Genomic DNA, 20,836 nt, shown 5'->3' on the forward strand with positions numbered 1-20,836 from the left:
GTTGCGCACACCGTCCGGCTTCCCGGGTCCGCGTACCTCACACCGTGGTGGCGGCCTGAATCGAGCCCGTTCACCGGGGCACCCGTATGAGGGCACAGCAGGGAGGCGAGACCATGGGCGAGAGCGCGGGCAACGCGAGTCTGGGCAAGAAGGCGTTCAAAAGGTCCACGAGCCACTTCGCGGACCGCATCACGGCGGACGGCCGCGACGGCTGGCCGGTGGAGGCGGGGCGCTACCGGCTGGTCGTCAGCCGTGCCTGCCCCTGGGCGAGCCGCGCGCTGATCTCGCGGCGGCTGCTCGGTCTGGAGGGCGCCCTGTCACTGGCGGTCGCCGATCCCGTCCAGGACGACCGGAGCTGGCGCTTCACCCTGGACCCGGACGGCCGGGACCCGGTGCTCGGCATCCGCTTCCTCGGCGAGGCCTACGACGCACGGGAGAAGGACTACCCCGGCGGTGTCAGCGTGCCGGCCGTGGTGGACGTGCCGAGCGGCAGGCTGGTCACCAACGACTACCAGCAGATCACGCTGGATCTCGCCACCGAGTGGACGGCCCTGCACCGGGAAGGGGCACCGGACCTCTACCCGGAACGGCTGCGGAGTGAGATCGACGAGGTCGTCGCGGGCATCTACGAGGACGTCAACAACGGTGTGTACCGGGCGGGTTTCGCGACGGGGCAGAAGGAGTACGAGGAAGCCTGCGCGGGGGTCTTTTGTCGTCTGGAGCAGTTGGCCGGGCGGCTGGCGGACCACCGTTATCTGGTCGGCGACGCGATCAGCGAGGCGGACATCCGGCTGTTCACCACGCTCGTCCGCTTCGACGCCGTCTACCACGGCCACTTCAAGTGCAACCGCTGGAAACTGACGGAGAACCAGGTCCTGTGGGCGTACGCCCGGGACCTCTACCAGACGCCGGGATTCGGTGACACCGTCGACTTCGATCACATCAAACGGCACTACTACCAAGTCCACACCGGTATCAACCCGACCGGGATCGTCCCCCTCGGACCGGACCTGGCGGGCTGGCTGACGCCCCATCACCGCGAACGCCTCGGCGGACGGCCCTTCGGAGAGGGAACCGCGCCGGGCCCCGTGCCCGAGGACGAACGCGTCCCGGCACACGGACGTCCCTGACCGCACACGCAACGGAGAGACCCAGGTGTCCAGGAAGAAGCAGCAGAAGAAGCTCAAACTCGTCTACAAGCCGGTCGGCATGGCGCTGAGCTGGGCGGGCGGCGCCCTCGCCGGGCTGGCCTTCCAGCAGGCGTGGAAGGCGATACGGCACGAGGACGACGCTCCCGACGCCTTGGACAAGGACCGCGGCTGGGGCGAGATCCTGCTGGCCGCCGCGGTCCAGGGCGCGATCTTCGCCGTCGTGCGCAGCGCGGTGGACCGCACGGGCGCGAAGGCCATCGAGCGCTCGACCGGTGTCTGGCCGTCCGCGGACACGGGCGGCCGGGACTGACACGCACCGGCCCGCGGGGGCGTGATCCGTGACGGAACCCGGTACGGACCACGCGCGCACCGGCCCGACGGGCCGTGATCCGTGACGGAACTCCGTACGGACCACGCCCCGCCGGGCCGGCCCCGTGCGCCTCGGCGTTGCTCGCCTCAGCCCTGTTTGGGCGCCGTCGGCCGCGAGCAGCGCAGCGTGAAGGAGTGCCCGGACGGGTCGGCATAGCCCCGCTCCTCGAACGGACCGGCCGCGTCCTTCGTCTCGATCGGCCGGCCGCCGAGACCGATGACCCTGCGTTCGGCCTCGTCCAGGTCCTCCACCAGGAAGTCGAGGTGGACCTGGAGGGAGTTCTCGGGGCGCGGCCAGCTCGGCGGTGTCGCCATCACGTCGCGGCGGAACGCCAGCCGGAGCCCGTCGGCGGCCCGGATCTCCACGCGGTTCGCCGACGCGTCCGTCTCCTCGGCCTCGAGCAGTTGCTTGTAGAAGGCGGCGAGCTTCTCGGGCTCGCCGCAGTCCAGCACCACGACGCCTGCCGTGACCAGTGTCATGTGTCCTCCGTAGGGTTCCGGGGCGGCGCGGCGGCATCCGGCCGCCGCTGCGCCGTCTTCCCGGGTACCCCCGGATTCAGTCGGTCACGAGCCACTCGCCGTCGCGCATGAGGTCGCGGCCGGTCAGCTCCTCGACCTCGCGCCAGGCCTGGACGCGCTGCGGGGTGATGCTGAAGTACAGGTAGCGGGTGGTGAGTTCACGCGGGTCGAAGCCGGTCTTGCGGGCGAAGGCGTCCCCGACCCCGTCCGGCAGTTCGGCGGCTTCCCGGGCCGTCACGGTGCCCTCGACGAGGACGACGTCGCGGGTCGCCCCGATACCCAGACGTGTCCTGCCGGTCGCCCGCAGGTTGCGGCCGGTGGGGCTCTCGGCCGGGGTGGCCACCAGCAGGGTCCTGCCGTCCCAGAGGTAGGACAGCGGGACCAGATACGGGGTTCCCCCCTCGCCGTCGGCCGTGGACACCCAGGCGTCGACGTCGTTCTCCAGCCGGTCGAGGGTGTCCTGCTTGCGCTGTTTCGCGGTGCGGGCGGGCGGGTTCATCGTCGGGCAGCCTCCTGGTGACGACGTGCGGAACGGTTCCGCGACCATCATGATCGAGCGGGGCGACGGGCACAGCCGTACGCCTTTCCCTCCCGTGCGCGCGCCGGGCGCGCCTACTCCTTCCGCTGCCCCTCGATCTCCGCGAGCCGGGCCGCCGCGGCGGCCAGCAGCAGGTCCAGGGCGGCGGGGTAGGCGCTGCGCCGCATGTCCGCCACCAGATGACGGGCGGTCGCCGCGATGTGGGGGTGGCTGTCGGCGGACAGCCGGGCGTACGTCGCCCGCCACACGTCCGCCTCCGTTTCGCGGGCGGACCGGGGCAGGGCGACGCTCGCCGCGTCGAGGGCGGCGAAGGCCAGGGCCTGGTCGACGAAGGCGTGGTAGATCCGTACGGCCTCGGGGTCGGGAAAGCCGGCCCCGCGCAGGACGCCGAGGATCGTCTCCACCGCCTCGATCTCGTGGGCGCGGCCCGTGACGCGGTAGGAGCTGAGCACCGCGGCCTGGGGGTGCGCGAGGGAGTTCGCGTGCGTACGCAGGCCCAGGTCGCGCAGGTCGGCACGCCAGTCGCCGGTGGGCCGCCAGGTGCGCAGTGTACGGCCGATGAGTTCGTCGGCTATGGCGAGCAACAGGTCGTCGGTGTCACGGAAGTAGCGGTACAGGGCGGTGGGGTCGGCGCCGAGCGCGAGGCCGAGGCGGCGGACGGTGAGTGCGTCGGCCCCGTGCTCCTTGAGCAGCCGCAGCGCTGTCTCGACGATGAGCTCCTCGGAGAGCACGACCCCCGTCTTGGTGGGACGTCGGCGCCGACGGGCGGGGGGCGGGACGACTCGGTCGTTCATGGGCGCTCCTTCCGGTGCCGGAACCTTATGTCAACGGCGTTGACCTGTTAAGCCCCCGAGCAGTTTCATGTCCGGTCATCGGGCCGGTCCCAGGCCCCGGGTGCGATCGGAGCAGGACATGTCGCAGCAGCCGTACGGCGGGGATCCCCCGTCCCTGCGCAGAACCCTCGGCGTCGTCGACGGAGTCGCCATCGCCGCCTCCAGCACGGCGGCGACCACCAGCATCGGCATCGGTCTCGGAGTGACCGCGGGAGTGGTCGGACTGCATCTGCCGGCCATCATGCTGCTGGCTTTCCTGCCCGTCCTCGGCATCGCCGGCGCGTACTCCCGGCTCAACCGGGTGGAGCCGAACGCGGGCAACGGCTACACGTGGGTGGGCCGTTCGCTCACTCCCTGGCTGGGCTTCCTGGTCGGCTGGGTGAACATCGTGGCCACGGTGGCCTTCCTCGCGTACACCACGGCGGTGACGGGGTCGGCCATGCTCCAGCTCGCCGGTGACGCGGGGCTGCACGACATGGGCGGTCTGCGGCTCGACCCGGGCTCGACCGCGCAGACCACCGCGGTCGGGATCGTGGTCCTGGCGGCCGTCACTCTCACCGCGGTCACCGGTGTGCGCACCGCGGCCCGGCTGCAGAGCGCGCTGCTGGTCTTCGAGTACGTGGTGCTGCTGGGTTTCTGCGGCTACGGCATCGTGACGGGACCGCATCCCTTCAGCCTGAGCTGGTTCGACCCGTTCGCCATCCCCTCCACGACCGCGCTCGCCCAGGGTCTGCTGCTGTCCGTCTTCTGCTACTGGGGCTTCGACGCGGCGTTCACGGTGAACGAGGAGGTACGCGATCCGCGGGACGCCTCGCGGGCCGGGACGATCACACTGGTGACGATGCTCGGGCTGTTCCTGCTCGGTTCCGTGGCCTTCCAGCGTGTCCTGAGCGAACAGGAGCTGGCCGGGCACGGCGCGGAGGGGCTGGCGTTCTTCGGCGAACGGCTGGCCGCCCAGCCGCTGGCCGCGCTGCCGTTGGTGGCCCTGCTCTTCTCGGCCGTGGCCTCGCTGCAGTCCGGGGTGATCCCGACGGCACGCGGGATGTTCGCGATGAGCCGGGACCGTACGCTCGGCCCCCTGTGGTCCAGGGTCAGCGCGCGGTACGGGACTCCGGCGGCCGGCACCCTGCTGATCGGCGCGCTGGCGACGGCCGTGGCCGGGTTCGCGCTGGTGATCCCCCGGCTCGCCGACATGATCATGGCGACGGTCAACGCGGTCGGCATCGTCGTCGCGCTGTCGTACGCGCTCATCGCCCTCGCCGCCGCCGCGCGCTTTCGCGGGCTGCTGCGCGAGGACCTGCGGCAGGGCATACGGGCGGTGGTCCTGCCCACGGTGAGCGCCGTGGCGCTGCTGGGGCTCGGCGGATACCTCGCGTATTCCTTCTACACCTCGGCCGACCATCTCGAAGTCAGCGCGGACAACGGCTGGTTCCTGCTGCTGACTCCCACTGTCATGATCGCCTCCGGTTTCGTGGCCGCCGCGTGGGCGAAGTGGGTGCGCAGGTCCCCCTACTTCGTCACGGGGCTCGGCACCGACGCCGACGCGCCCGGGACACTGGCCCCATCCCGACAAGGAACCGAACATGCACGCTGATCTCCTCTTCACCGGCGGCCCGGTCCTCACCCCCGAGGGGCGCACCGCCACGGCCGTCGCCGTGACCGGCGACCGGATCACCGCCGTCGGGAACGCGGAGGTCCACGACCTCGCGCGACCGGGGACCGACGTCGTCGACCTCGCCGGACGCCTGCTCCTGCCGGGGTTCCAGGACGCACACGTCCACCCGGTCCCGGCGGGCCTGGAACTGGCCCAGTGCGACCTCACGGAGGCGAAGACGGCCGAGGAGACGCTCGCCGCCGTCCGCGCCTACGCCACCGCGCGCCCCGACCGCGAGTGGATCACGGGCGGCGGCTGGTCCATGGAGGCCTTCGAGGGCGGTACGCCGACCAGGCAACTGCTGGACGCGGTCGTGCCGGACCGGCCGGTGTACCTGCCCAACCGGGACCATCACGGCGCCTGGGTCAACAGCCGCGCGCTGGAGCTCGCGGGGGTCACCCGGGACACGCCGGATCCGGCCGACGGCCGGTTCGAGCGCGACGCCGCGGGCGAGCCCACCGGCATGCTCCAGGAGGGGGCGATGCAGTCCGTCGGCCGGCTCACCCCGCCGGCCACCGCGGCGGACCGGCTCGCCGCGCTGCTGCACGCCCAGCGGCATCTGCACTCGCTCGGCATCACCGCGTGGCAGGACGCGCTCCTCGGGTCCTTCCTCGGCATGGACGATCCGTCCGAGGCGTATCTGACGGCTGCCCGGGACGGGTCGCTCACCGCTCGTGTGGTCGGCGCGCTGTGGTGGGACCGTGCGCGGGGCGCCGAGCAGATCGCCGAACTCGTCGAGCGGCGGGCGGCGTTGACGCACGGCCGGTTCGGCGCCGGCAGCATCAAGCTCATGCTGGACGGGGTCGCCGAGAACGGCACGGCCTCACTGCTGAGTCCGTACCTGGACAAGTGCGGTTGTGCGACGGCCAATCGCGGCACCAGCTTCATCGACCCGGCCCGACTGCACGCGTACGTGACGGAGTTGGACGCGCTCGGCTTCCAGTGCCACTTCCACGCGCTGGGCGACCGGGCCGTGCGCGACGCCCTGGACGCCGTCGAGGCGGCCCGGAAGGCGAACGGCCCCAGCGACACACGTCCGCACCTGGCCCACCTCCAGGTCGTGCACCCGGACGACGTGCCCCGGTTCGCGCACCTGGGTGCCACGGCGAACATCCAGCCGCTGTGGGCGGCGCACGAGCCGCAGATGGACGAGCTGACGATCCCCTTCCTCGGCCCCGAACGCGCTTCCTGGCAGTACCCGTTCGGCGCGCTGCTGCGTTCCGGGGCGCGGCTGGCGGCGGGCAGCGACTGGCCGGTCAGCAGCCCCGACCCGCTGCGGGGCATCCATGTCGCCGTCAATCGGGTGAGCCCCGACGAACCCGGACCGGTGTTCCTGCCCGGCGAGCGCATCGGCCTGACGGACGCGCTGACGGCGTACACCGCGGGCTCGGCGTACGCCAACCACCTCGACGACACCGGCCGTGTGCGGGTGGGGGCGCTGGCCGATCTCGTGGTGCTGGACCGCGATCCGTACCAGGGCCCGCCGGAGGCGATCGGCGGGACCGGGGTGGCGCTCACCTATGTCGGCGGTGAGCGCGTGTACGCGGCACCGGACGCCTGATTCCGTACGGTGCGGCCACCTGCCGCACGGCGGGTCGGGGCGAGGGCCGCGTCACCTCTGCGGAGGGGCGGCCTCTCGTCGTGACAGGCGCGTCTCTCGTCATGAGGGACGCGTCTCTCGTTTCACACCCGCATCACACGTTACAGATGTCACACCATAGATCGTTTAGGCTCTGGGCAGTCTCGAAGCGCGCTTGAGTCATCAACTACCGGCTCAAAAAGCACAGTTCGAGTCAGCGGGCGTCTAGAGCGATCGCCCGTGCACAGGGGCGGGGGCCTGTGAATCGCCTCAGGAAAGGACACGAATGCCGCAGGACGTCAGGTTCGACCTCCCGTTCAAGACCCCTGTCAGCGAGCACCTGGAGTACGCCCGAGAGCGCCACCTGCGCTGGGTGTGGGACATGGGGCTGGTGCGCAGCCAGGCCGGATTCGAGGAGTACCAGTCCTGGGACCTGCCCCAGGCGGCGGCACGGACCTATCCTCACGCCTCGGCCGACGACATGGTCGTCCTGATGAACTGGTTCTCGCTGGCCTTCCTGTTCGACGACCAGTTCGACACGGGACAACCGGACCGCGCGGACCGCATAGCCGAGGTCGCCCGGGAGTTGATAGCCACCCCGCTGCGCCCCGCGGGGACCGCTCCCCGGGTCGGCTGCCCGATCACCGTCGCCTGGGCGGAGGTCTGGGGCCATCTCTCGGATGGCATGTCCCTGACGTGGCGGACCCGGTTCGCCGCCTCCTGGGGGCGCTTCCTGGTGGCCCACACCGAAGAGGTCGACCTCGCCGCGCGGGGCCTGGCCGGCACCCTGAGCCTCGCCGAGTACGCCGAGTTCCGCCGCCGGACGGTGGGCATCCACCACAGCATCGACGCCGGTGAGCGCAGCCGTGGCTTCGAGGTGCCGGCGCAGGTCCAGGCCCATCCGCTGATGGTCCGGATGCGCGATCTCGCCGCCGACACCATCGGGTTCATGAACGACATCCACTCCTTCGAGCGCGAGAAGCGGCGGGGCGACGGGCACAACCTGATCGCCGTGCTGCACCGCGAGCGCGGCTGCGGCTGGGAGGAGGCCGCCGCCGAGGCCTATCGGATGACCACCGACCGCCTCGAGGAGTACCTCGCGCTGGAGGCGCGCGTGCCGGCGATGTGCGAGGAACTCCGGCTGACCGCCGAGCAGCAGGCCCAGGTCCGGATGGGCGTGGAGGCCATCCAGCACTGGATCAACGGCAATTACGAGTGGGGCCTGACCTCGGGCCGCTACGCCGCGGCCAAGGAGGGCCCGGCGGCGACCGCCGAACTGGCGGGCAGGGGATCGCTGGACGACCTGCTCGCGGTCTGACATGCCGCTGCCCGGCCGGAGCCGTCCGGCCGGGCAGCGCCGAGCGTGCGGTCAGACCGCCGTGGCCTGTGCCGCGAACTCGACCGGCAGCCGGTCGAGTCGGGCCTCCCAGGTGGAGGCGGTCGAAGTGAGCTCGTCGGCAGGCACGGCCAGGCGCAGGCCCGGCAGCCGGTGCAGCAGGACGTCGACGGCGGTCTCGATGATGGCCTGGCCGATGTTCTGGCCGGGGCACTCGTGGGCGCCGCCGCTGAAGGCCAGGTGCGACTGGTTGCCCTGGACGGACACACCCGCGTCGGGCCGGATCTCCGGGTCGAGGTTGCCGGCCGTGAGGCCGAGCACCAGGAGGTCGCCCTCCTTGATGTGGTGACCGCCCAGTTCGAGGTCGACGGTGGCGAAACGGCCCGGGAGCACGGCCAGCGGCGGCGTGTTCCACATGACCTCCTCCACGACCGCGGAGACGTTCAGCTGGCCGCTGACGAGTCCGGCGAGCCGGGAGGTGTCGGTGAGCACCAGTTGGAGCACCCGGGCCAGCAGGTTGCTGGTGGTGGTGTGCGCGGTGATCAGCACCAGCCGCAGATGGCTGAGGATCTCGTCGTCGTCGAGGTCCGCGTGGTGGCCGAGCAGTCCGGTGGTGAAGTCGGCGCCCGGCTCCTCCTTCTTGCGCTCGGCGAGTTCGCCGAGGATCTCCATGATGCGATCGTTGTGCACCACGGCGTCCTCGCCGCCCTTGATGACCTGAGCGCAGGAGACGGCCAGACTGCGGCCCTCGCCGGCCGGCAGCCCGAAGAGCCGGGTGAGGACGAGCATCGGCAGGTACTCGGCGTAGTCGGCCACCAGATCGGCGGTGCCCTCGTCCGCGAACGCGTCGATCTGCTTGTTCGCGAAATGCGTGATGTGACGCCGGATACCGCGGCCCGCGACCGTCTGGAGGTTGTCGGTGACCGCTCCGCGCAGCCTGCGGTGCGGCTCGCCGTCCTGGGACACACAGTCGGGGCGCCAGCCGAGCATCGGGATCAGCGGGGAGGTGGCCTCGATACGGCCGTCCTGCCAGTCCCGCCAGATGCGCGCGTCACGGCTGAACTGCCGTGCGTTGTCGAGCACCCGGCGGTTCTCCCGGTAGCCGAGGACCAGCCAGGCGGGGATGTCGCCCTCCAGGAATACGGGTGCGACCGCCCCGTACTCCTTGCGCAGCCGCGCGTATATCCCCTGCGGGTCGAGCGCGGCATCCGGCCCGTACAAACGGGTGGTGTCGCTCGCGCCGCCGTGGGCCACGGGGCAGCCGCGGGGGGCGTCGGGACCGTTTAAGGGCTGGTCGTTCATCGGGGCTCCATTGCGGCGGCAGAGCGTTCCTGCAGGTGGCGTATCAGGGCGATCAGCACGTCACGGCTGGAGGCACGGTCGCGGGCGTCGCAGGCCACGATCGGGGTGTGCGGAGATATGTCCAGGGCGTCGCGGATCTCCTCGATCGGGTGGTCCTTGGAGTCCGGGAAGACGTTCAGGGCGATGACGAACGGCACGTTCTGCCGTTCCATCTCCTCGATGGCCCGGAAGCTCGAGGCCAGCCGCCGGGTGTCGACCAGGACCACCGCGCCGAGGGCACCCTTGAACAGGCCGTTCCACAGGAACCAGAAACGCTCCTGGCCCGGCGTCCCGAACAGGTAGAGCACCAGCTGGTCGTTGATGCCGATCTTGCCGAAGTCGAGGCTGACGGTGGTCTCCTGCTTGTCCGCCACCCCGATCAGGTTGTCGACGTCCACGCTGGCCTGGGTCAGGGTCTCCTCGGTGGTCAGCGGCTTGATGTCGCTGACGGACCGCACCATGGTGGTCTTGCCGGTGCCGAAGCCGCCGGCGATCATCACCTTCACCGAGCGGGGGCCCCCGGCCGTCTGCCGGTCGGGGTGGTCAAAGCCTTTGAAGTCCACTGAGTACCTCCTCAAGGAGCGCGAGGTCGGGCCCGCTGCCGGCGCCTGACGCCGGGATGGGATGACGGGCTTCGACGCGGCCTGCGTCCAGCAGATCGGCCAGGAGCACCGCGAGAATGTTGAAGGGCAATCCGAGGTGGGCGCCGAGCTCGGCCACCGACAGCGGATCGCGGCAGCGCCGGATGATCTCCTCGTGCTCGTGCTGCATGCCGGGGACGGCAGCGGCGCGGGAGACGATCAGGGTCGCCACGTCGAGGCTCGACGCCGAACCGCCCGGTCCGCTGCGGCCCCCGGTGAGGACGTAGTAGCGCTCGAGACCGGACGGGTCCGTGGGCGGGCGGGGAGCACTCATCCAGAGTGCTCCTCCAGGCGCGGAGTGGTGCCCAGAAGTTCACCCATCCTGCGGGCCAGGTCCCTCATCTGATGGCCGAGGAGGCCCTGGTCGAGGCCTTCCTTCGCGAGCACTCCGAGGTACGTCTCCACGCCGGCCCGCACCACGAACAGGTGGCCGCCGTCGACCTCGATCATCGCGAGCCGCAACTGCCCCGCGTACTGCGGAAACTGCTCGGCCACGGGCTGGGCCAGCGCCTGGAGGCCGGCGACCACGGCGGCGAAACGGTCCACGTCGTCGGGGTCGTCGGCGCCGTAGGAGGTGATGGCCTTGCCGTCGCTCGATGCCACGAGGGCGAAGCGGATCTCCTGGATGCTCTCCGTCAGATCGCGGAGCGCCCAGCTCACGTCGGTTCCCTGTTGCGTCATGGGACTAGTCGCTCTCTTCAGTGCGGTGCTCGTTGAACTCGGGCCCGGCGGTCTGCTCGCCGCCGGCTGCCGGGTCTCGGTCCGCGGTCGTCTCGCGCACCGGTTCGCTCTCGCGTCCGGCGGTGGCGAAGGCGGCGAGGCCGGCGAAGGACGCGTCCGGCGGTACGGCGGCCACGTTCTCCTCCGTACGTCCGGCAGGCCTCGTCCGGTCCACCGTCGTCGCGTCACTGCGCCTGCTCCTGCGCCGGGGCAGACCGCCGGGAGTGGTGTCCACGTCCTCGGTGGTCGGTGCGGGCGTCGTGGGCTCGGTGCTCGGCGCGGTCGCGGCGGCGGCCGGGGCCGGCTCGGTGACGGCGGCGGGCAGCGGGCTGAAGTACTTGTGCGGGACCACGACCACCACCGAGGTGCCCAGCCACGGCGAGTCCGCGAAGGTGACACGGATGCCGTAGCGACGCGCCAGGGTGCCGACGACCCGCAGGCCGAGGTTGGCGTCCTCCGAGATGCCGCCGAGGCCCGGGCCCGCGGCTGTTCCCGTGAGGGACTGCTCGGCCTCGCGCTTCTTCTCCTCGCTCAGGCCCTTGCCCGAGTCCTGGATCTCGATGCCGACGCCGTTGGGGACCTCCTTGCCGGAGACGACCACGGGCTCGGTGGGCGGCGAGTAGCGCGCCGCGTTGTCGAGGAGGTGGGCGAAGATCAGCGTCAGATGGTCCACCAGGCCGCCGTCGACACCGAGTTCGGGCAGGTGACGGACCTGGATCCGGTCGAAGTCCTTGATGCGGCCGATGCCGCCGCGGACCACGCTGAGCAGCCGCTGCGGTTCCTGCCACTGGCGTCCGGGCCGGTCCGAGCCGCCGAGCACGCCGATGCTGGCGGCGAGGCAGTCGGCCGGGCCGATCTCCTGGTCGAGCTCCATGAGGCCGCTGGCGACCGCGGGCAGCCGCCCGTGCTCGCCCTGCATCTCGTGCAGGCGTCCGCGCAGTTTGCTGGTCAGCACATGGATGCGGCTGCCGATGCTGATGACGGCCTGTTCGGCCGAGGTGGAGCGGTCGAACTCCTCCTCCATGCCGATCAGCGCGGTGCGCAGGACCTTGCGCAGCTCGCCGCGCAGCTCGGGGCTCGCCTCGGATTCCCCGGCGAGCTCCGCCAGGATGTCGTCGATGGCTTCCCCCGAGCGCAGCCGCTTGAGCGCCTCGGGCAGCTGGACGTCGGCGAGTCGCGCCACGGCCGCCTGCTGGAGGGCGAGTTGCTCCTGCCAGACCTCGGCCTCGGCGGTGAGGCGTGCCTCATAGCCCTGGCCCTCGGAGACGAGCCGGCTCTCGTACGCCTTCGCCTCTTCGGCCAGCCGGCTCTCGTAGGCCTGGGTCTCCTCGGTGAGCCGGGCCTCGAAGGCCTGCGCCTGCTCGGCCAGTCGATGTTCGAGGCCGGATCGCTCGGCGGTGAACTTCCTTTCCAGACCGGCCACATGCTGCTGCCACTGCTGCGAGTGCTCGGCCTGCGAGGCGCGGAACTCACCGTTGGCGCGGCGCAGCTGGGACTGCGTGCGGACGAGGAGGCGTACACAGGCGGCGCCGGCCGCGGTGGCCGCGGCGCCGGCGAACGTGGCGGGTATCTGGACCTGGTCGGGTCCCGCGACCGCGGTGGCGACCGTGCCTGCGCCTAAGGCGAGGGGCATGAGCCACCAGCTGTACCAGGCGACGGGCGCCCGCGCCGCCGGGGGCGGAGTGGCAAGTTCCATCTGCATCCTTCGAAAGCAACACGCTCGAACGGGGGGGTGTGCAGGCGCCGTACGCGTCGGGGAACGCCGGGCGAGACGACCGAGTGTCTTCACGTCAACTCGCAGCGCCGCAGGGGAGCTTATCGGGTTGGACACCTAAAGGATCAACTCCCCCACCTGCCACCCGTGAATGTCCGGTCACCCTCCAGCAGGCGCGTTCACGTCGACAAATCCCCACGCCGACAGCGCAGTGGCAGACGGTGGGGGGTGTCGAGGTCATCGGATGCGATCAAGTACCGGGGGTGCCGAGTGATCTTGATGGGCATGCATGCGGTGCTCGGCACCAGCCGGCATGATCTTGAGGAGAACTGGAAGATGAGTTCCCCGTCGGGTTCCCCCACCGCACCCCCCACCGCGACCCGGACCACATCCCCCACCGTGACCCCCACCGCACCCGGCCGCCTGCCCCTGATCGGACACGCGCACCGACTCGCCCGTCGACCGCTGGACTTCATGGATTCCCTGCGCACGCAGGGCAGCGTCGTACGGATCCTTCTCGGCCCCACGCCCGCCTACGTCGTCACCGACCCGGCCGTCACCCGCAAGGTGCTGGTGACTGAGGTCGACGCCTTCGCCAAGGGCGGGAAGATCATCGACGCCCTACGGGTGTTCTTCGGCGACGGCCTCGCCACGATCGCCGACGGCGACCGGCACATGAAGCACCGCCGTCTGATGCAGCCGATGTTCAACAAGGCGCACATCGCGACGCGCGGTGACGTCATGATCGACCATGTGCGGACCGCGACCGCCGGATGGACCCCCGGAGTCGCCCGCGCGACGTACGAGGACATGAACGACCTCGCGCTGTCGACCTTCCTCGTGGCGCTCTTCGGACCCGGCCTGCCCGCGGCGGTCCAGGAGGAGTTCACCCGCCTCATGCCCGCGATCATGCGCGGCACGATCCGGCAGACGATCCTGCCGGGCTGGGTGACGGAATTGCCGTTGCCGGCGAACCGCGCGCACGAGCGACGGGTGACCCGCCTGCGGGTCCTCATCGACCGGGCGATCGACCATCAGCGCACGCAGCTGTCGGCCGGACCGCCGCCCGCAGCCCAGGCGCCGCCCGGCTGCCCCGCGCACGGGACGTCCGAAGGGGCCCCCGGCGGCGGGCTGTTCTCGACCCTGCTGACCGCCGACGACCCGGAGACCGGCCCGCTGTCCCACCAGCAGCTCCAGGACGAGGCGATCACCCTCCTGACCGGCGCCATCGAGACGACGGGGACCACACTGGCGTGGGCCCTCCACCAGATCGGCAGGAACCCGGACATCGAGCGGCGCGTGCACGCGGAACTCGACGGCGTGTGCGGCGACCGCCCGCTCGCGCAGCAGGACCTGGCCTCGCTCCCGTACCTGCGTGCCGTGCTGAAGGAGACCATGCGCATGTACGGGCCGGCCTGGCTGGTCACCCGCATCACCACACGCCCGGTCGTGCTGGACGGGCATCCGATACCGGAGGGGGCCGACGTCGTCTACAGCCCGTACGTCCATCAGCACGATCCCGCGGTCTACGCCGACCCGGCCGTCTTCGACCCGGACCGCTGGGGGCCGGAGCGGGCGAAGCAGGTCGACCGTTCCTCCTTCCTCGCCTTCGGTGACGGCCGCCGCAAGTGCATCGGTGAGGAGTTCGCGTGGACGGAGCTCCTCGTCGTGCTCGCCACCGTTCTCCAGCGCTGGCGTCTGACGCTCGCCTCGGCACCGCCGCGCCCCCAGGCCGTCGTCACGGTCAAGCCGGACAGGCTGGAGATGACTCCGCTGCCGCGCGCGGCCTAGGCCGATGACCTGTGCTCGCCGTCCGCCGCGGCGAGCACAGGCTCCCGCCCGAAGGCCGCAGGGGTCTGCTCGCCGAACCTGTGGCGGCGATGGCGCCGACGGGGCGGCGGCACGGCGAGGAGCGCGGAGGAGCACGCCGTGGCGACGGCCGGGCTCGGACCGCCCAGGTCCAGGGCGTGGGAGAGACGGGCCGCCGCGATGCCCGGCGCGGTCGTCCAGGTGTCCGGCGCGCCGGCCGTGACCCGGGCGTACTCGCTGCCCGCTGATGCCCACGAAGACCCCGGTGCGGCTGTCCGCGGGGCGTCACCGCCAGCGCCACGTGGCCGTCAGTGGTCACCGCGTCGCGCGAGGTGAGACCCAGTCGGGCCGGCGGACGGTCGCCGGCGTTCTCGCCGGGTTCGAGGGCGTACCAGGAGCGCAGCCGCCCGGCGACCACGGCCCGGATCTCGGTCCGCGAGGGGCTCATCGGGGATCGAACCCCCCTTCCAGGAACCGTGCCCGGCCGGCCGCGCGCGCCACCTTGCCGCTGCTGGTGCGCGGCACCGAGCCCGGAGGGACCAGGAGCAGCGACCCGAGGCACAGTCCGTGGCGCGCCGACACGGCGGCACGCACGGTGTGTTCGGCGTCGCGCAGCTCCTTCGGCGTGGGTTCGGTGTCCCGGTCGTACTCCGCGACGACGACGAGTTCCTCCCCGGTGCCGTCCGCGCGGGGTGCCCCGAACGCGGCCAGCCGGTCCCGGCGTACGAGGTCCAGGGTGGTGCACACGGTCTCCTCGATGTCCTGGGGGTAGTGGTTGCGCCCGTCGACGACGATCACGTCCTTGAGGCGTCCGGTGACCAGGAGCCGCCCGTCGTGCAGGGCGCCCAGATCGCCCGTACGCAGGCGGCCCCGCGGGTCGAAGGGGGTGGGAGCGGCCCGTTTCCAGTAGCCGCGCGCGATGTTGGGGCCGGTCAGGCGGATCTCACCGACGTGGTCCTCCGGCAGCTCTTCACCCTCGGGCCCGACGATCAGCAGTTCCTGTCCGGCCGGCGGGCCGCACGCGACGAGTTCGGCCACGCCGCCCTCCGCCGTCGTCCGTTCCGACGCCGCTTCGATGCGCCCGGCCGCGAGCGCTTCGGCATCGCACCGCACCGTCGTGGGGGCCGCCGCGCGGGTGTCGGCCGTCACCAGCACGGTGGCCTCCGCGAGTCCGTACGCGGGCCGGTGGGTCGCCGGGTCGAGCCCCGCCGGCGCGAACGCCGCGTGGAAGCGGTCGATGGTCCCCGGCCGTACCGGCTCCCCGCCGTTGATCAGGACGTGCACCCGGTCCAGCCGCAGCGTTTCGGCGGCGCCGGGACCGGAGCGGGCCACGCAGTAGTCGTACGCGAAGTTCGGCGCCGCGCTCACGGTGCCGTCGTACGAGCCGAGCAGGCGGAGCCAGCGTGCCGGGTCCTCCAGGAACGCGACGGGATCCATCAGCACGGACTGGAATCCGCCCATGACGGGAGCGACGACGCTCAGGACGAGACCCATGTCGTGGAAGAGGGGCAGCCAGCCGACGGCCGTGGTGGCCCCGGGGTCGTCGACGAACGTGTGAAGGGCCTGGCGGGCGTTGGCGGCCAGGTTGGCATGGCTGATCATCACGCCGGCCGGGTCGCGGGTGGAACCGGAGGTGTACTGGAGGTAGGCGGTGTCGTCGGGATCCGGCACGGACTCGTACTCGTCGAACCCGAAACGCTGGATGCGCAGGTGGTCCACGGGCACGACCGGCACCGCGGGCAGGTCGTGGTCCAGCGTGAACGCCTCGACGGAGGTGAGGTCGACGGAGTCGCAGAGCAGGACGGCGGGTTCGCAGTCGGCCAGCACGCCGGCCAGTCGAGCGTCGTGGCCCGCGAGTTGTGGCCTGGACAGCGGTACCGCGATCACCCGGGCGTAGAGGCAGCCGAGGAAGGCCGCCGCGTAGTCGAGGCCCTGCGGCATGACCAGGGCGGCCCGGTCGCCGGGCGCCGCGAGGGTCACCAGACGGGCGGCGACGGCGCGGGCCCGGGCGTCCATGGCACGCCAGCCCAGGGTCCGGTGCCATCCCTCGGAGGCGGAGCCGGCGAACTCGACGTGCCGGAAAGCGCACTGCTGGGGGCACCGGCGGGCCCAGTACCGCAGATGGTCCGTGAGCAAGGCGTCGGCCCCGGGCCGGGCTGCGGTCATGGTGGCTCCAACTCGGTGGGAGGGCAGTGCTGTTGCCCCCTGGAGGTGAGTGGTGGGTGGTCTCCCCCCAGCCTCCGCCGACGGACGCCGGTCGAGTTAGACGGTCCGCTGACAGTTCGTCATGCGGGTTCTGTCAGCTCGCTGACAAAGGCGATGTGACGAACCGCACCCTTATGTCCGTCCGCGGTGGATGAGCCGGGACGGGTCGCCCGTCGTATCGTCTCGGAGCCCCTGATCCCGTGCGCAGGAGGAGCCCGAGCCGTGGACGAAAAGCCCAACGGTCCGTTCGAGGTGTTCCCTTCGGACCTGCACGACCACCTCAGGCCCTTCTTCGCCGACATCGCCGAAGAGGTCGTACGGGCCATCAGGACCGAGATCCCCGAGTACGCCCGGCCTACCGACGACACGTACATGCATGTCGTGCACCAGGGCGTGGAGCATGCGCTTCAGGGGTTCCTGGAGCGGATGGCGAAGCCGGACACCGGCTGGGAGCCGGTGAAGGCGACGTACCTGAGGATCGGGCGGGGCGAGGCGGAGGAGGGGCGCAGTCTCGACTCGTTCCAGTCCGCGCTGCGCCTCGGCGCGCGGGTGACCTGGCGCCGGGTGAACTCCCTGGTCGACGCGGAGTTGCTGCCCCGCGAGGTGCTGGCCGCCCTCGGTGAGGCGCTGTTCCTGCACCTGGACGAGATGGCGGCAGCGACGACGGCGGGCTACACGGAGGCGCGGCTGCACGCGGCCGGGGAGTTGCAGCAGCGGCGCCGCCGGCTGGTCGACCTGCTCACCGCGGATCCGCCCGCGTCGGCCGAGGCGATCGGCGGTCTCGCGCACTCGGCGCGCTGGCCGGTGCCGCGGGCCCTCGCGGTCGTCGTGGTCGACCAGGGGTCACGGCCGGGGGCGGTACGGCCGATCGTGCCCGCGGAGTTCCTGGCACGGTTCGACGTCCAGCCCGCCGTGCTGGTCGTGCCCGACCCGGACGGGCCGGGCAGGGCACGGGCGGTCGCCGGGGCGCTGCACGGACTGCGCGCGGCGATGGGTCCGACCGTGGCACTCCAGGAGGGTGCGCGGTCGTGGCGCTGGGCGACCGAGGCGCTGGATCTGGCGCGGCGCGGCATCCTCCCGGGCACGGAGCCGGTGCGCTGTCAGGACCATCTGGCGACGCTCCTGCTCTTCCGCGACGAGGCCCTGGTCGACGCGATGGCCGAGCGGCGGCTCGGGCCGCTGGTGGAGATGCGTTCACCGCAGCGGGAGCGGCTGGCGGAGACGCTGCTCAGCTGGCTCCAGTGCGGGCACAACGCGAGCGAGGTGGCGGCGCGGCTCGCCGTTCATCCGCAGACGGTGCGCTATCGGATGCGCCAGCTGGACGAGTTGTTCGGGACCCAACTGCACGACCCCACAGCTCAGTTCGAGATGCAGCTCGCTCTTCGGGCGCTGACCTTGCGCACGGCGGCGGAGTCGCGCTGAGCGGGGCGGTGACGGCTGCCGAGTCGCGCTAAACCGGGCGGTAACGGCCGCCAATTCGCGCTGAACCGGACGGTGACAGCCACCCATTCGCGCTGGGACCGGCGGTCGCGGCGGACGAGTCCCGCTGTGTACGGCGGTCACGGTGGGCCGCCGCCCGGCAGGCGCCCGACGGCCGCCGCGGGGCGACCGGCACTCGCGGCAGGACCGAGGGCGCCCCGCACGGTGTGCCGAGGCTTCGGGTCGCGGCACACGCGCGCCCGAGCCGCGGGGCGCGCCCGCCCGTGTCCCAGGGCCGCGAGACCGTCCCGCGAACGGGCACGCAGTGCGAGCGGGACGTCACGCCCTGCGCAAGGTCCGGTTGGCGGCAGCCGCGGCCGTCGTCGCGAGCAGCCAGCCCAGGCACACGAGGACCACGGCCGCCCACTGGAGTCCGCCGCGCGGACTGAACGCCTGCTCCTGGCCGAAGTCGACGAGCGGCAGTACGAGGTCGAAGGTGTAGATCGCGGCCTGGAAGTGGGGCGGCTTGCCCGGGTCGACCGCCTGTGGGGGCCATCGGGTGAACAGCAGGCTGCCGCTGAGCATGATCGCGCACAGCCACCACACCGCCCGCATCGGCCGGTAGCCGTAGCCGAGGGTGATGTCCTGGAGGCCGCCCCACACCCGGCCCGGCCACGGCAGCGTGGTGTGCTGGCGTCGCTGTTTGGCGAGAAGCACGGTGCGGGCGTCGCCGTCGTGACCGTGCAGCCGGTAGGAGGAGGCCAGTTGCTCGTAGGGCTGCGGGGTGAACCCCTCGGGATCGCGTGTGAGCAGCGGAAGCCGCTGAGCGGCGGGGAGTTGGGGCAGCAGGCTGTCGTAGACCACCCCCTCCATGCGCAGGGCCACGGGCCAGCGCGGCGGGGTGCCTTTCAGCACGGTGACCCGGGTGTGGCTGAGGTCGACGGTGCCCTTCACCGGTTCGCGGAAGCGCAGGTCGAGTTCGGAGGCGGTGGAGCGGCGGCTGATCAGGGCGGCCTGACCGGCGGGCGCCTCGATGAGGGCGTCCTTGAAGGAAAGACGGCTGCGTACGGTGATGCTGCTCATGGAGACCCTGCCACGCGCCGTGAACCCGTCGCACAGGTTGAACTCGGCGCCGACGTCTATGCCGTGAGCCCGTAGCGCGGGTCCGTTCGGGGAGTCGAGCACGGCCTCCTGGAAGAGCGCGCCGCCGCCCACGCGGGCGTCGCACAGATCGACGGTGCCCTCGGCGACGAGGCCGCCCCGGCAGTTGAAGTCCCCTCCTATGTGCAGCCTGTTGGCTCTCAGGGCCGCGCCGGCCGGGTTGCGCAGTTCGGCGCGTTTGAGTACGACGCTGCCGCGGACGGAGGTGTCCCTGAGGTCGGTGCAGCCGTCGACGCGCAGCCCCGTGCCCGCCTGGACGTCGCCTCCGACGGTGGCGCACAGCAGTTGCAGGGCGCCCTCGCCGCGCCGCTCCCCGTGCCCCGTCAGTCGGCTGCCTTCCAGCCGCAGGGTGCCGCCGATCGAAGCGCCGTAGAGGTCGATGGGCCCGCGCACCTCGCACCCGGCGATCTCGCACTTCCAGCCGATCGTGACGCCCACGGCCGACAGTCCGGGCAGCTCGCAGTCGCGCATCTCCAGCGCCCCGAGGGTGGCGCCGTCGAGGCAGGGCACCTGATCGAAGCGGCAGCCGTGCAGTCGCAGGGTCCCCGCGAGGACGGCCTCGGCCAGATCGAGCCGGCCGGTGATCGACACGTTCCTGAGCCTGAGCCGCGGCACATGTCCCGCCTCGGCCTGCGGTGGCGCCAGCAGGAGTCTCCGCACGACGCGGGCCCGCACCTCGCCCCGGTGCGTGAACCACTCCCCTCGCCGGAAAGCGGCCCACATCCTCCGCTCGCTTCCGCTCCAGCCGGCCGGCGCGAGGCTGCCCGACACGTCAACTCCCCCTCAGGTAACGGAAATCCCGTCCATCGCTACCCCGACGGCGGACACCACAACCGGAGGTGTCGTGTGACCTCCCCGGCATATTTCCTGGACACTTGTCCAGCTATAGTGGACAGCTGTCCAAGAAATATGAGACGACGGAGCCTGCTGACGATGGAGACGGTCGCGAACGTGCTGGTGGGGCTGGTGGCCGCGCTGCACGCGTACATCCTGGTCCTGGAGATGTTCCTGTGGGAGCGCGCGCCGGGACGGGGCCTGCACGGGTTCGACCCCGAGATGGCCCGGGCCACCGCACCGCTGGCCGCCAACCAGGGGCTCTACAACGGATTTCTGGCGGCGGGGCTGGTGTGGGGGCTCGTCGCGGACGATCCGACCGGCTTCCGCGTCCAGGTCTTCTTCCTGGTGTGCGTCGTGGTCGCGGGCGTCTACGGAGCGGTCACCGCGAACCGCCGGATCCTCTTCGCGCAGGCCCTGCCTGGGGCACTCGCCCTGGCCGTCGTCCTGATCGCCCGGTGACGTCCGGGGACCCGCGGGCCGCCCGGACCCGCGCCAGACTGCGCCGGGCGCTGCTGGAGGAGTGCGCCGAGCGGCCGTTGACGGAGGTCGGCGTCGCGGCGCTGGTGCGCCGGGCCGGGGTCGGCCGGGCGACGTTCTACCTGCACTACGCGGACCTGGAGGCGCTCGCCGTCGACGCCTGCGCCGATGTCGTACGGGACGCCGTGGATGCCTTGCACGCCTGGCGCGGGCGCCCCGATCCGGTGTCGGCGCCACCTGCCCTGCTCGCGTTCTTCGCCGGTCTCGCCCCGCACGCCGCCCTCTACCGTGCGCTGCTGAGTCCGGGCGGCGGCGGCCCGCTCGGCAGCGTGCTGCACCGCGACCTGCGGGCCCGCAGTCTGGCCGAACGCACCCTCGTGGGCGCCCCGGACGCCCCGCTCGTCGCGTCCGCCGTCGCGGCCACCTTCGCGGGGGTGCTCGCGGACTGGCTGCACGGGCTGTTGGAGGGCACCGCCGATGAGATCGCCCACCAGGTCTGGCAGTTGCTGGTCGCCCTGCACCGCAGTCGCTGA

General features: G+C 71.9%; 19 protein-coding genes and 1 pseudogene. 9 read left to right on the forward strand and 11 right to left on the reverse strand.

Annotation, left to right across the window (positions count from 1 at the left end; all coding sequences use genetic code 11):
* Nucleotides 1–113: 113 nt before the first annotated feature.
* Nucleotides 114–1,130, forward strand: coding sequence for a glutathione S-transferase family protein (locus tag H305_RS0100305; protein ID WP_028798626.1), 1,017 nt, complete (start codon nt 114–116; stop codon nt 1,128–1,130).
* Between the two features lie 25 nt (nt 1,131–1,155).
* On the forward strand, nt 1,156–1,461 hold the full coding sequence (locus H305_RS0100310; protein WP_028798627.1) for a DUF4235 domain-containing protein: 306 nt from the start codon (nt 1,156–1,158) through the stop codon (nt 1,459–1,461).
* 146 nt (nt 1,462–1,607) lie between these two features.
* Here H305_RS0100310 and H305_RS0100315 read toward each other — a convergent pair whose 3' ends face one another.
* The 3 genes from H305_RS0100315 to H305_RS0100325 all read right to left on the reverse strand — a co-directional run bounded on the left by H305_RS0100315 (nt 1,608) and on the right by H305_RS0100325 (nt 3,371).
* Entirely contained in the window at nt 1,608–2,000 is a 393-nt protein-coding gene (locus H305_RS0100315) for a VOC family protein (protein WP_028798628.1), read from the reverse strand.
* A 76-nt stretch (nt 2,001–2,076) separates the two neighbouring features.
* A complete protein-coding gene (locus H305_RS0100320) occupies nt 2,077–2,538 on the reverse strand; it encodes a pyridoxamine 5'-phosphate oxidase family protein (RefSeq protein ID WP_028798629.1) in 462 nt (153 codons plus the stop codon).
* 113 nt (nt 2,539–2,651) lie between these two features.
* The gene (locus H305_RS0100325) at nt 2,652–3,371 is read right to left on the reverse strand and encodes a TetR/AcrR family transcriptional regulator (RefSeq protein ID WP_028798630.1); all 720 of its coding nucleotides are present in this window, start codon (nt 3,369–3,371) and stop codon (nt 2,652–2,654) included.
* Nucleotides 3,372–3,489: 118 nt separating this feature from the next.
* Here H305_RS0100325 and H305_RS0100330 point away from each other — a divergent pair, with 118 nt between their 5' ends.
* The 3 genes from H305_RS0100330 (at nt 3,490) to H305_RS0100340 (ending at nt 7,961) form a co-directional block, all read left to right on the forward strand.
* The gene (locus H305_RS0100330) at nt 3,490–5,004 is read left to right on the forward strand and encodes an APC family permease (protein WP_028798631.1); all 1,515 of its coding nucleotides are present in this window, start codon (nt 3,490–3,492) and stop codon (nt 5,002–5,004) included.
* Complete coding sequence (locus H305_RS0100335; protein WP_028798632.1) at nt 4,994–6,625, forward strand: amidohydrolase; 1,632 nt, start codon at nt 4,994–4,996, stop codon at nt 6,623–6,625. Before H305_RS0100330 ends, H305_RS0100335 begins: the two co-directional genes overlap by 11 nt.
* Nucleotides 6,626–6,929: 304 nt before the next feature.
* Nucleotides 6,930–7,961 carry a 7-epi-alpha-eudesmol synthase gene (locus tag H305_RS0100340; RefSeq protein ID WP_028798633.1) on the forward strand — a complete coding sequence of 344 codons (1,032 nt, stop codon included), beginning with the start codon at nt 6,930–6,932 and terminating at the stop codon, nt 7,959–7,961.
* Between the two features lie 51 nt (nt 7,962–8,012).
* Here H305_RS0100340 and H305_RS0100345 read toward each other — a convergent pair whose 3' ends face one another.
* The 5 genes from H305_RS0100345 to H305_RS0100365 are packed head-to-tail and all read right to left on the reverse strand — an operon-like array spanning nt 8,013 to nt 12,377.
* Nucleotides 8,013–9,281, reverse strand: a complete 1,269-nt coding sequence (locus tag H305_RS0100345) for a cytochrome P450 (RefSeq protein WP_028798634.1) — start codon at nt 9,279–9,281, stop codon at nt 8,013–8,015.
* Nucleotides 9,278–9,883 carry a GTP-binding protein gene (locus tag H305_RS0100350; protein WP_028798635.1) on the reverse strand — a complete coding sequence of 202 codons (606 nt, stop codon included), beginning with the start codon at nt 9,881–9,883 and terminating at the stop codon, nt 9,278–9,280. The genes H305_RS0100345 and H305_RS0100350 overlap by 4 nt, the downstream gene beginning before the upstream one ends.
* Nucleotides 9,864–10,235: a DUF742 domain-containing protein gene (locus tag H305_RS0100355; RefSeq protein WP_028798636.1), complete on the reverse strand. Its 372-nt coding sequence runs from the start codon at nt 10,233–10,235 to the stop codon at nt 9,864–9,866. Before H305_RS0100355 ends, H305_RS0100350 begins: the two co-directional genes overlap by 20 nt.
* On the reverse strand, nt 10,232–10,642 hold the full coding sequence (locus tag H305_RS0100360) for a roadblock/LC7 domain-containing protein (RefSeq protein ID WP_028798637.1): 411 nt from the start codon (nt 10,640–10,642) through the stop codon (nt 10,232–10,234). The genes H305_RS0100355 and H305_RS0100360 overlap by 4 nt, the downstream gene beginning before the upstream one ends.
* 4 nt (nt 10,643–10,646) lie before the next feature.
* Complete coding sequence (locus tag H305_RS0100365) at nt 10,647–12,377, reverse strand: sensor histidine kinase (RefSeq protein ID WP_028798638.1); 1,731 nt, start codon at nt 12,375–12,377, stop codon at nt 10,647–10,649.
* 354 nt (nt 12,378–12,731) lie between these two features.
* Between H305_RS0100365 and H305_RS44095 the strand changes: the two genes are divergently transcribed.
* Nucleotides 12,732–14,186 (forward strand): cytochrome P450, encoded by a 1,455-nt coding sequence (locus H305_RS44095; RefSeq protein WP_078628836.1) that lies wholly within the window; start codon nt 12,732–12,734, stop codon nt 14,184–14,186.
* Here the strand turns inward: H305_RS44095 and H305_RS56270 are convergent.
* Both H305_RS56270 and H305_RS0100375 read right to left on the reverse strand, forming a co-directional pair.
* Nucleotides 14,183–14,407, reverse strand: a pseudogene (locus tag H305_RS56270) (beta-ketoacyl synthase N-terminal-like domain-containing protein); the annotation flags it as partial. The gene H305_RS44095 and the pseudogene H305_RS56270 sit on opposite strands and share 4 nt — an antisense overlap.
* 241 nt (nt 14,408–14,648) lie before the next feature.
* A complete protein-coding gene (locus tag H305_RS0100375) occupies nt 14,649–16,370 on the reverse strand; it encodes a fatty acyl-AMP ligase (RefSeq protein WP_028798639.1) in 1,722 nt (573 codons plus the stop codon).
* Between the two features lie 261 nt (nt 16,371–16,631).
* On the opposite strand from H305_RS0100375, the gene H305_RS0100380 reads away from it, so the two are divergent.
* On the forward strand, nt 16,632–17,831 hold the full coding sequence (locus tag H305_RS0100380) for a PucR family transcriptional regulator (protein ID WP_028798640.1): 1,200 nt from the start codon (nt 16,632–16,634) through the stop codon (nt 17,829–17,831).
* 336 nt (nt 17,832–18,167) lie between these two features.
* Here H305_RS0100380 and H305_RS44100 read toward each other — a convergent pair whose 3' ends face one another.
* A complete protein-coding gene (locus tag H305_RS44100; RefSeq protein ID WP_158690459.1) occupies nt 18,168–19,649 on the reverse strand; it encodes an oxidoreductase in 1,482 nt (493 codons plus the stop codon).
* Between the two features lie 273 nt (nt 19,650–19,922).
* On the opposite strand from H305_RS44100, the gene H305_RS0100390 reads away from it, so the two are divergent.
* Nucleotides 19,923–20,285, forward strand: a complete 363-nt coding sequence (locus H305_RS0100390; RefSeq protein ID WP_028798641.1) for a DUF1304 domain-containing protein — start codon at nt 19,923–19,925, stop codon at nt 20,283–20,285.
* The gene (locus H305_RS0100395) at nt 20,282–20,836 is read left to right on the forward strand and encodes a TetR/AcrR family transcriptional regulator (protein WP_028798642.1); all 555 of its coding nucleotides are present in this window, start codon (nt 20,282–20,284) and stop codon (nt 20,834–20,836) included. The genes H305_RS0100390 and H305_RS0100395 overlap by 4 nt, the downstream gene beginning before the upstream one ends.

The sequence above is a fragment of the Streptomyces sp. 142MFCol3.1 genome (assembly GCF_000424945.1).
GTDB lineage: Bacteria > Actinomycetota > Actinomycetes > Streptomycetales > Streptomycetaceae > Streptomyces > Streptomyces siamensis.

Excerpts from the sequence above, each read along its gene's own strand:
- H305_RS0100305 (WP_028798626.1), top strand. The coding sequence starts at position 114 with ATGGGCGAGAGCGCGGGCAACGCGAGTCTGGGCAAGAAGGCGTTCAAA.
- H305_RS0100315 (WP_028798628.1), bottom strand. The coding sequence starts at position 2,000 with ATGACACTGGTCACGGCAGGCGTCGTGGTGCTGGACTGCGGCGAGCCC.
- H305_RS0100320 (WP_028798629.1), bottom strand. The coding sequence starts at position 2,538 with ATGAACCCGCCCGCCCGCACCGCGAAACAGCGCAAGCAGGACACCCTC.
- H305_RS0100325 (WP_028798630.1), bottom strand. The coding sequence starts at position 3,371 with ATGAACGACCGAGTCGTCCCGCCCCCCGCCCGTCGGCGCCGACGTCCC.
- H305_RS0100330 (WP_028798631.1), top strand. The coding sequence starts at position 3,490 with ATGTCGCAGCAGCCGTACGGCGGGGATCCCCCGTCCCTGCGCAGAACC.
- H305_RS0100335 (WP_028798632.1), top strand. The coding sequence starts at position 4,994 with ATGCACGCTGATCTCCTCTTCACCGGCGGCCCGGTCCTCACCCCCGAG.
- H305_RS0100340 (WP_028798633.1), top strand. The coding sequence starts at position 6,930 with ATGCCGCAGGACGTCAGGTTCGACCTCCCGTTCAAGACCCCTGTCAGC.
- H305_RS0100345 (WP_028798634.1), bottom strand. The coding sequence starts at position 9,281 with ATGAACGACCAGCCCTTAAACGGTCCCGACGCCCCCCGCGGCTGCCCC.
- H305_RS0100355 (WP_028798636.1), bottom strand. The coding sequence starts at position 10,235 with ATGAGTGCTCCCCGCCCGCCCACGGACCCGTCCGGTCTCGAGCGCTAC.
- H305_RS0100360 (WP_028798637.1), bottom strand. The coding sequence starts at position 10,642 with ATGACGCAACAGGGAACCGACGTGAGCTGGGCGCTCCGCGATCTGACG.
- H305_RS0100365 (WP_028798638.1), bottom strand. The coding sequence starts at position 12,377 with ATGGAACTTGCCACTCCGCCCCCGGCGGCGCGGGCGCCCGTCGCCTGG.
- H305_RS44095 (WP_078628836.1), top strand. The coding sequence starts at position 12,732 with ATGAGTTCCCCGTCGGGTTCCCCCACCGCACCCCCCACCGCGACCCGG.
- H305_RS0100375 (WP_028798639.1), bottom strand. The coding sequence starts at position 16,370 with ATGACCGCAGCCCGGCCCGGGGCCGACGCCTTGCTCACGGACCATCTG.
- H305_RS0100390 (WP_028798641.1), top strand. The coding sequence starts at position 19,923 with ATGGAGACGGTCGCGAACGTGCTGGTGGGGCTGGTGGCCGCGCTGCAC.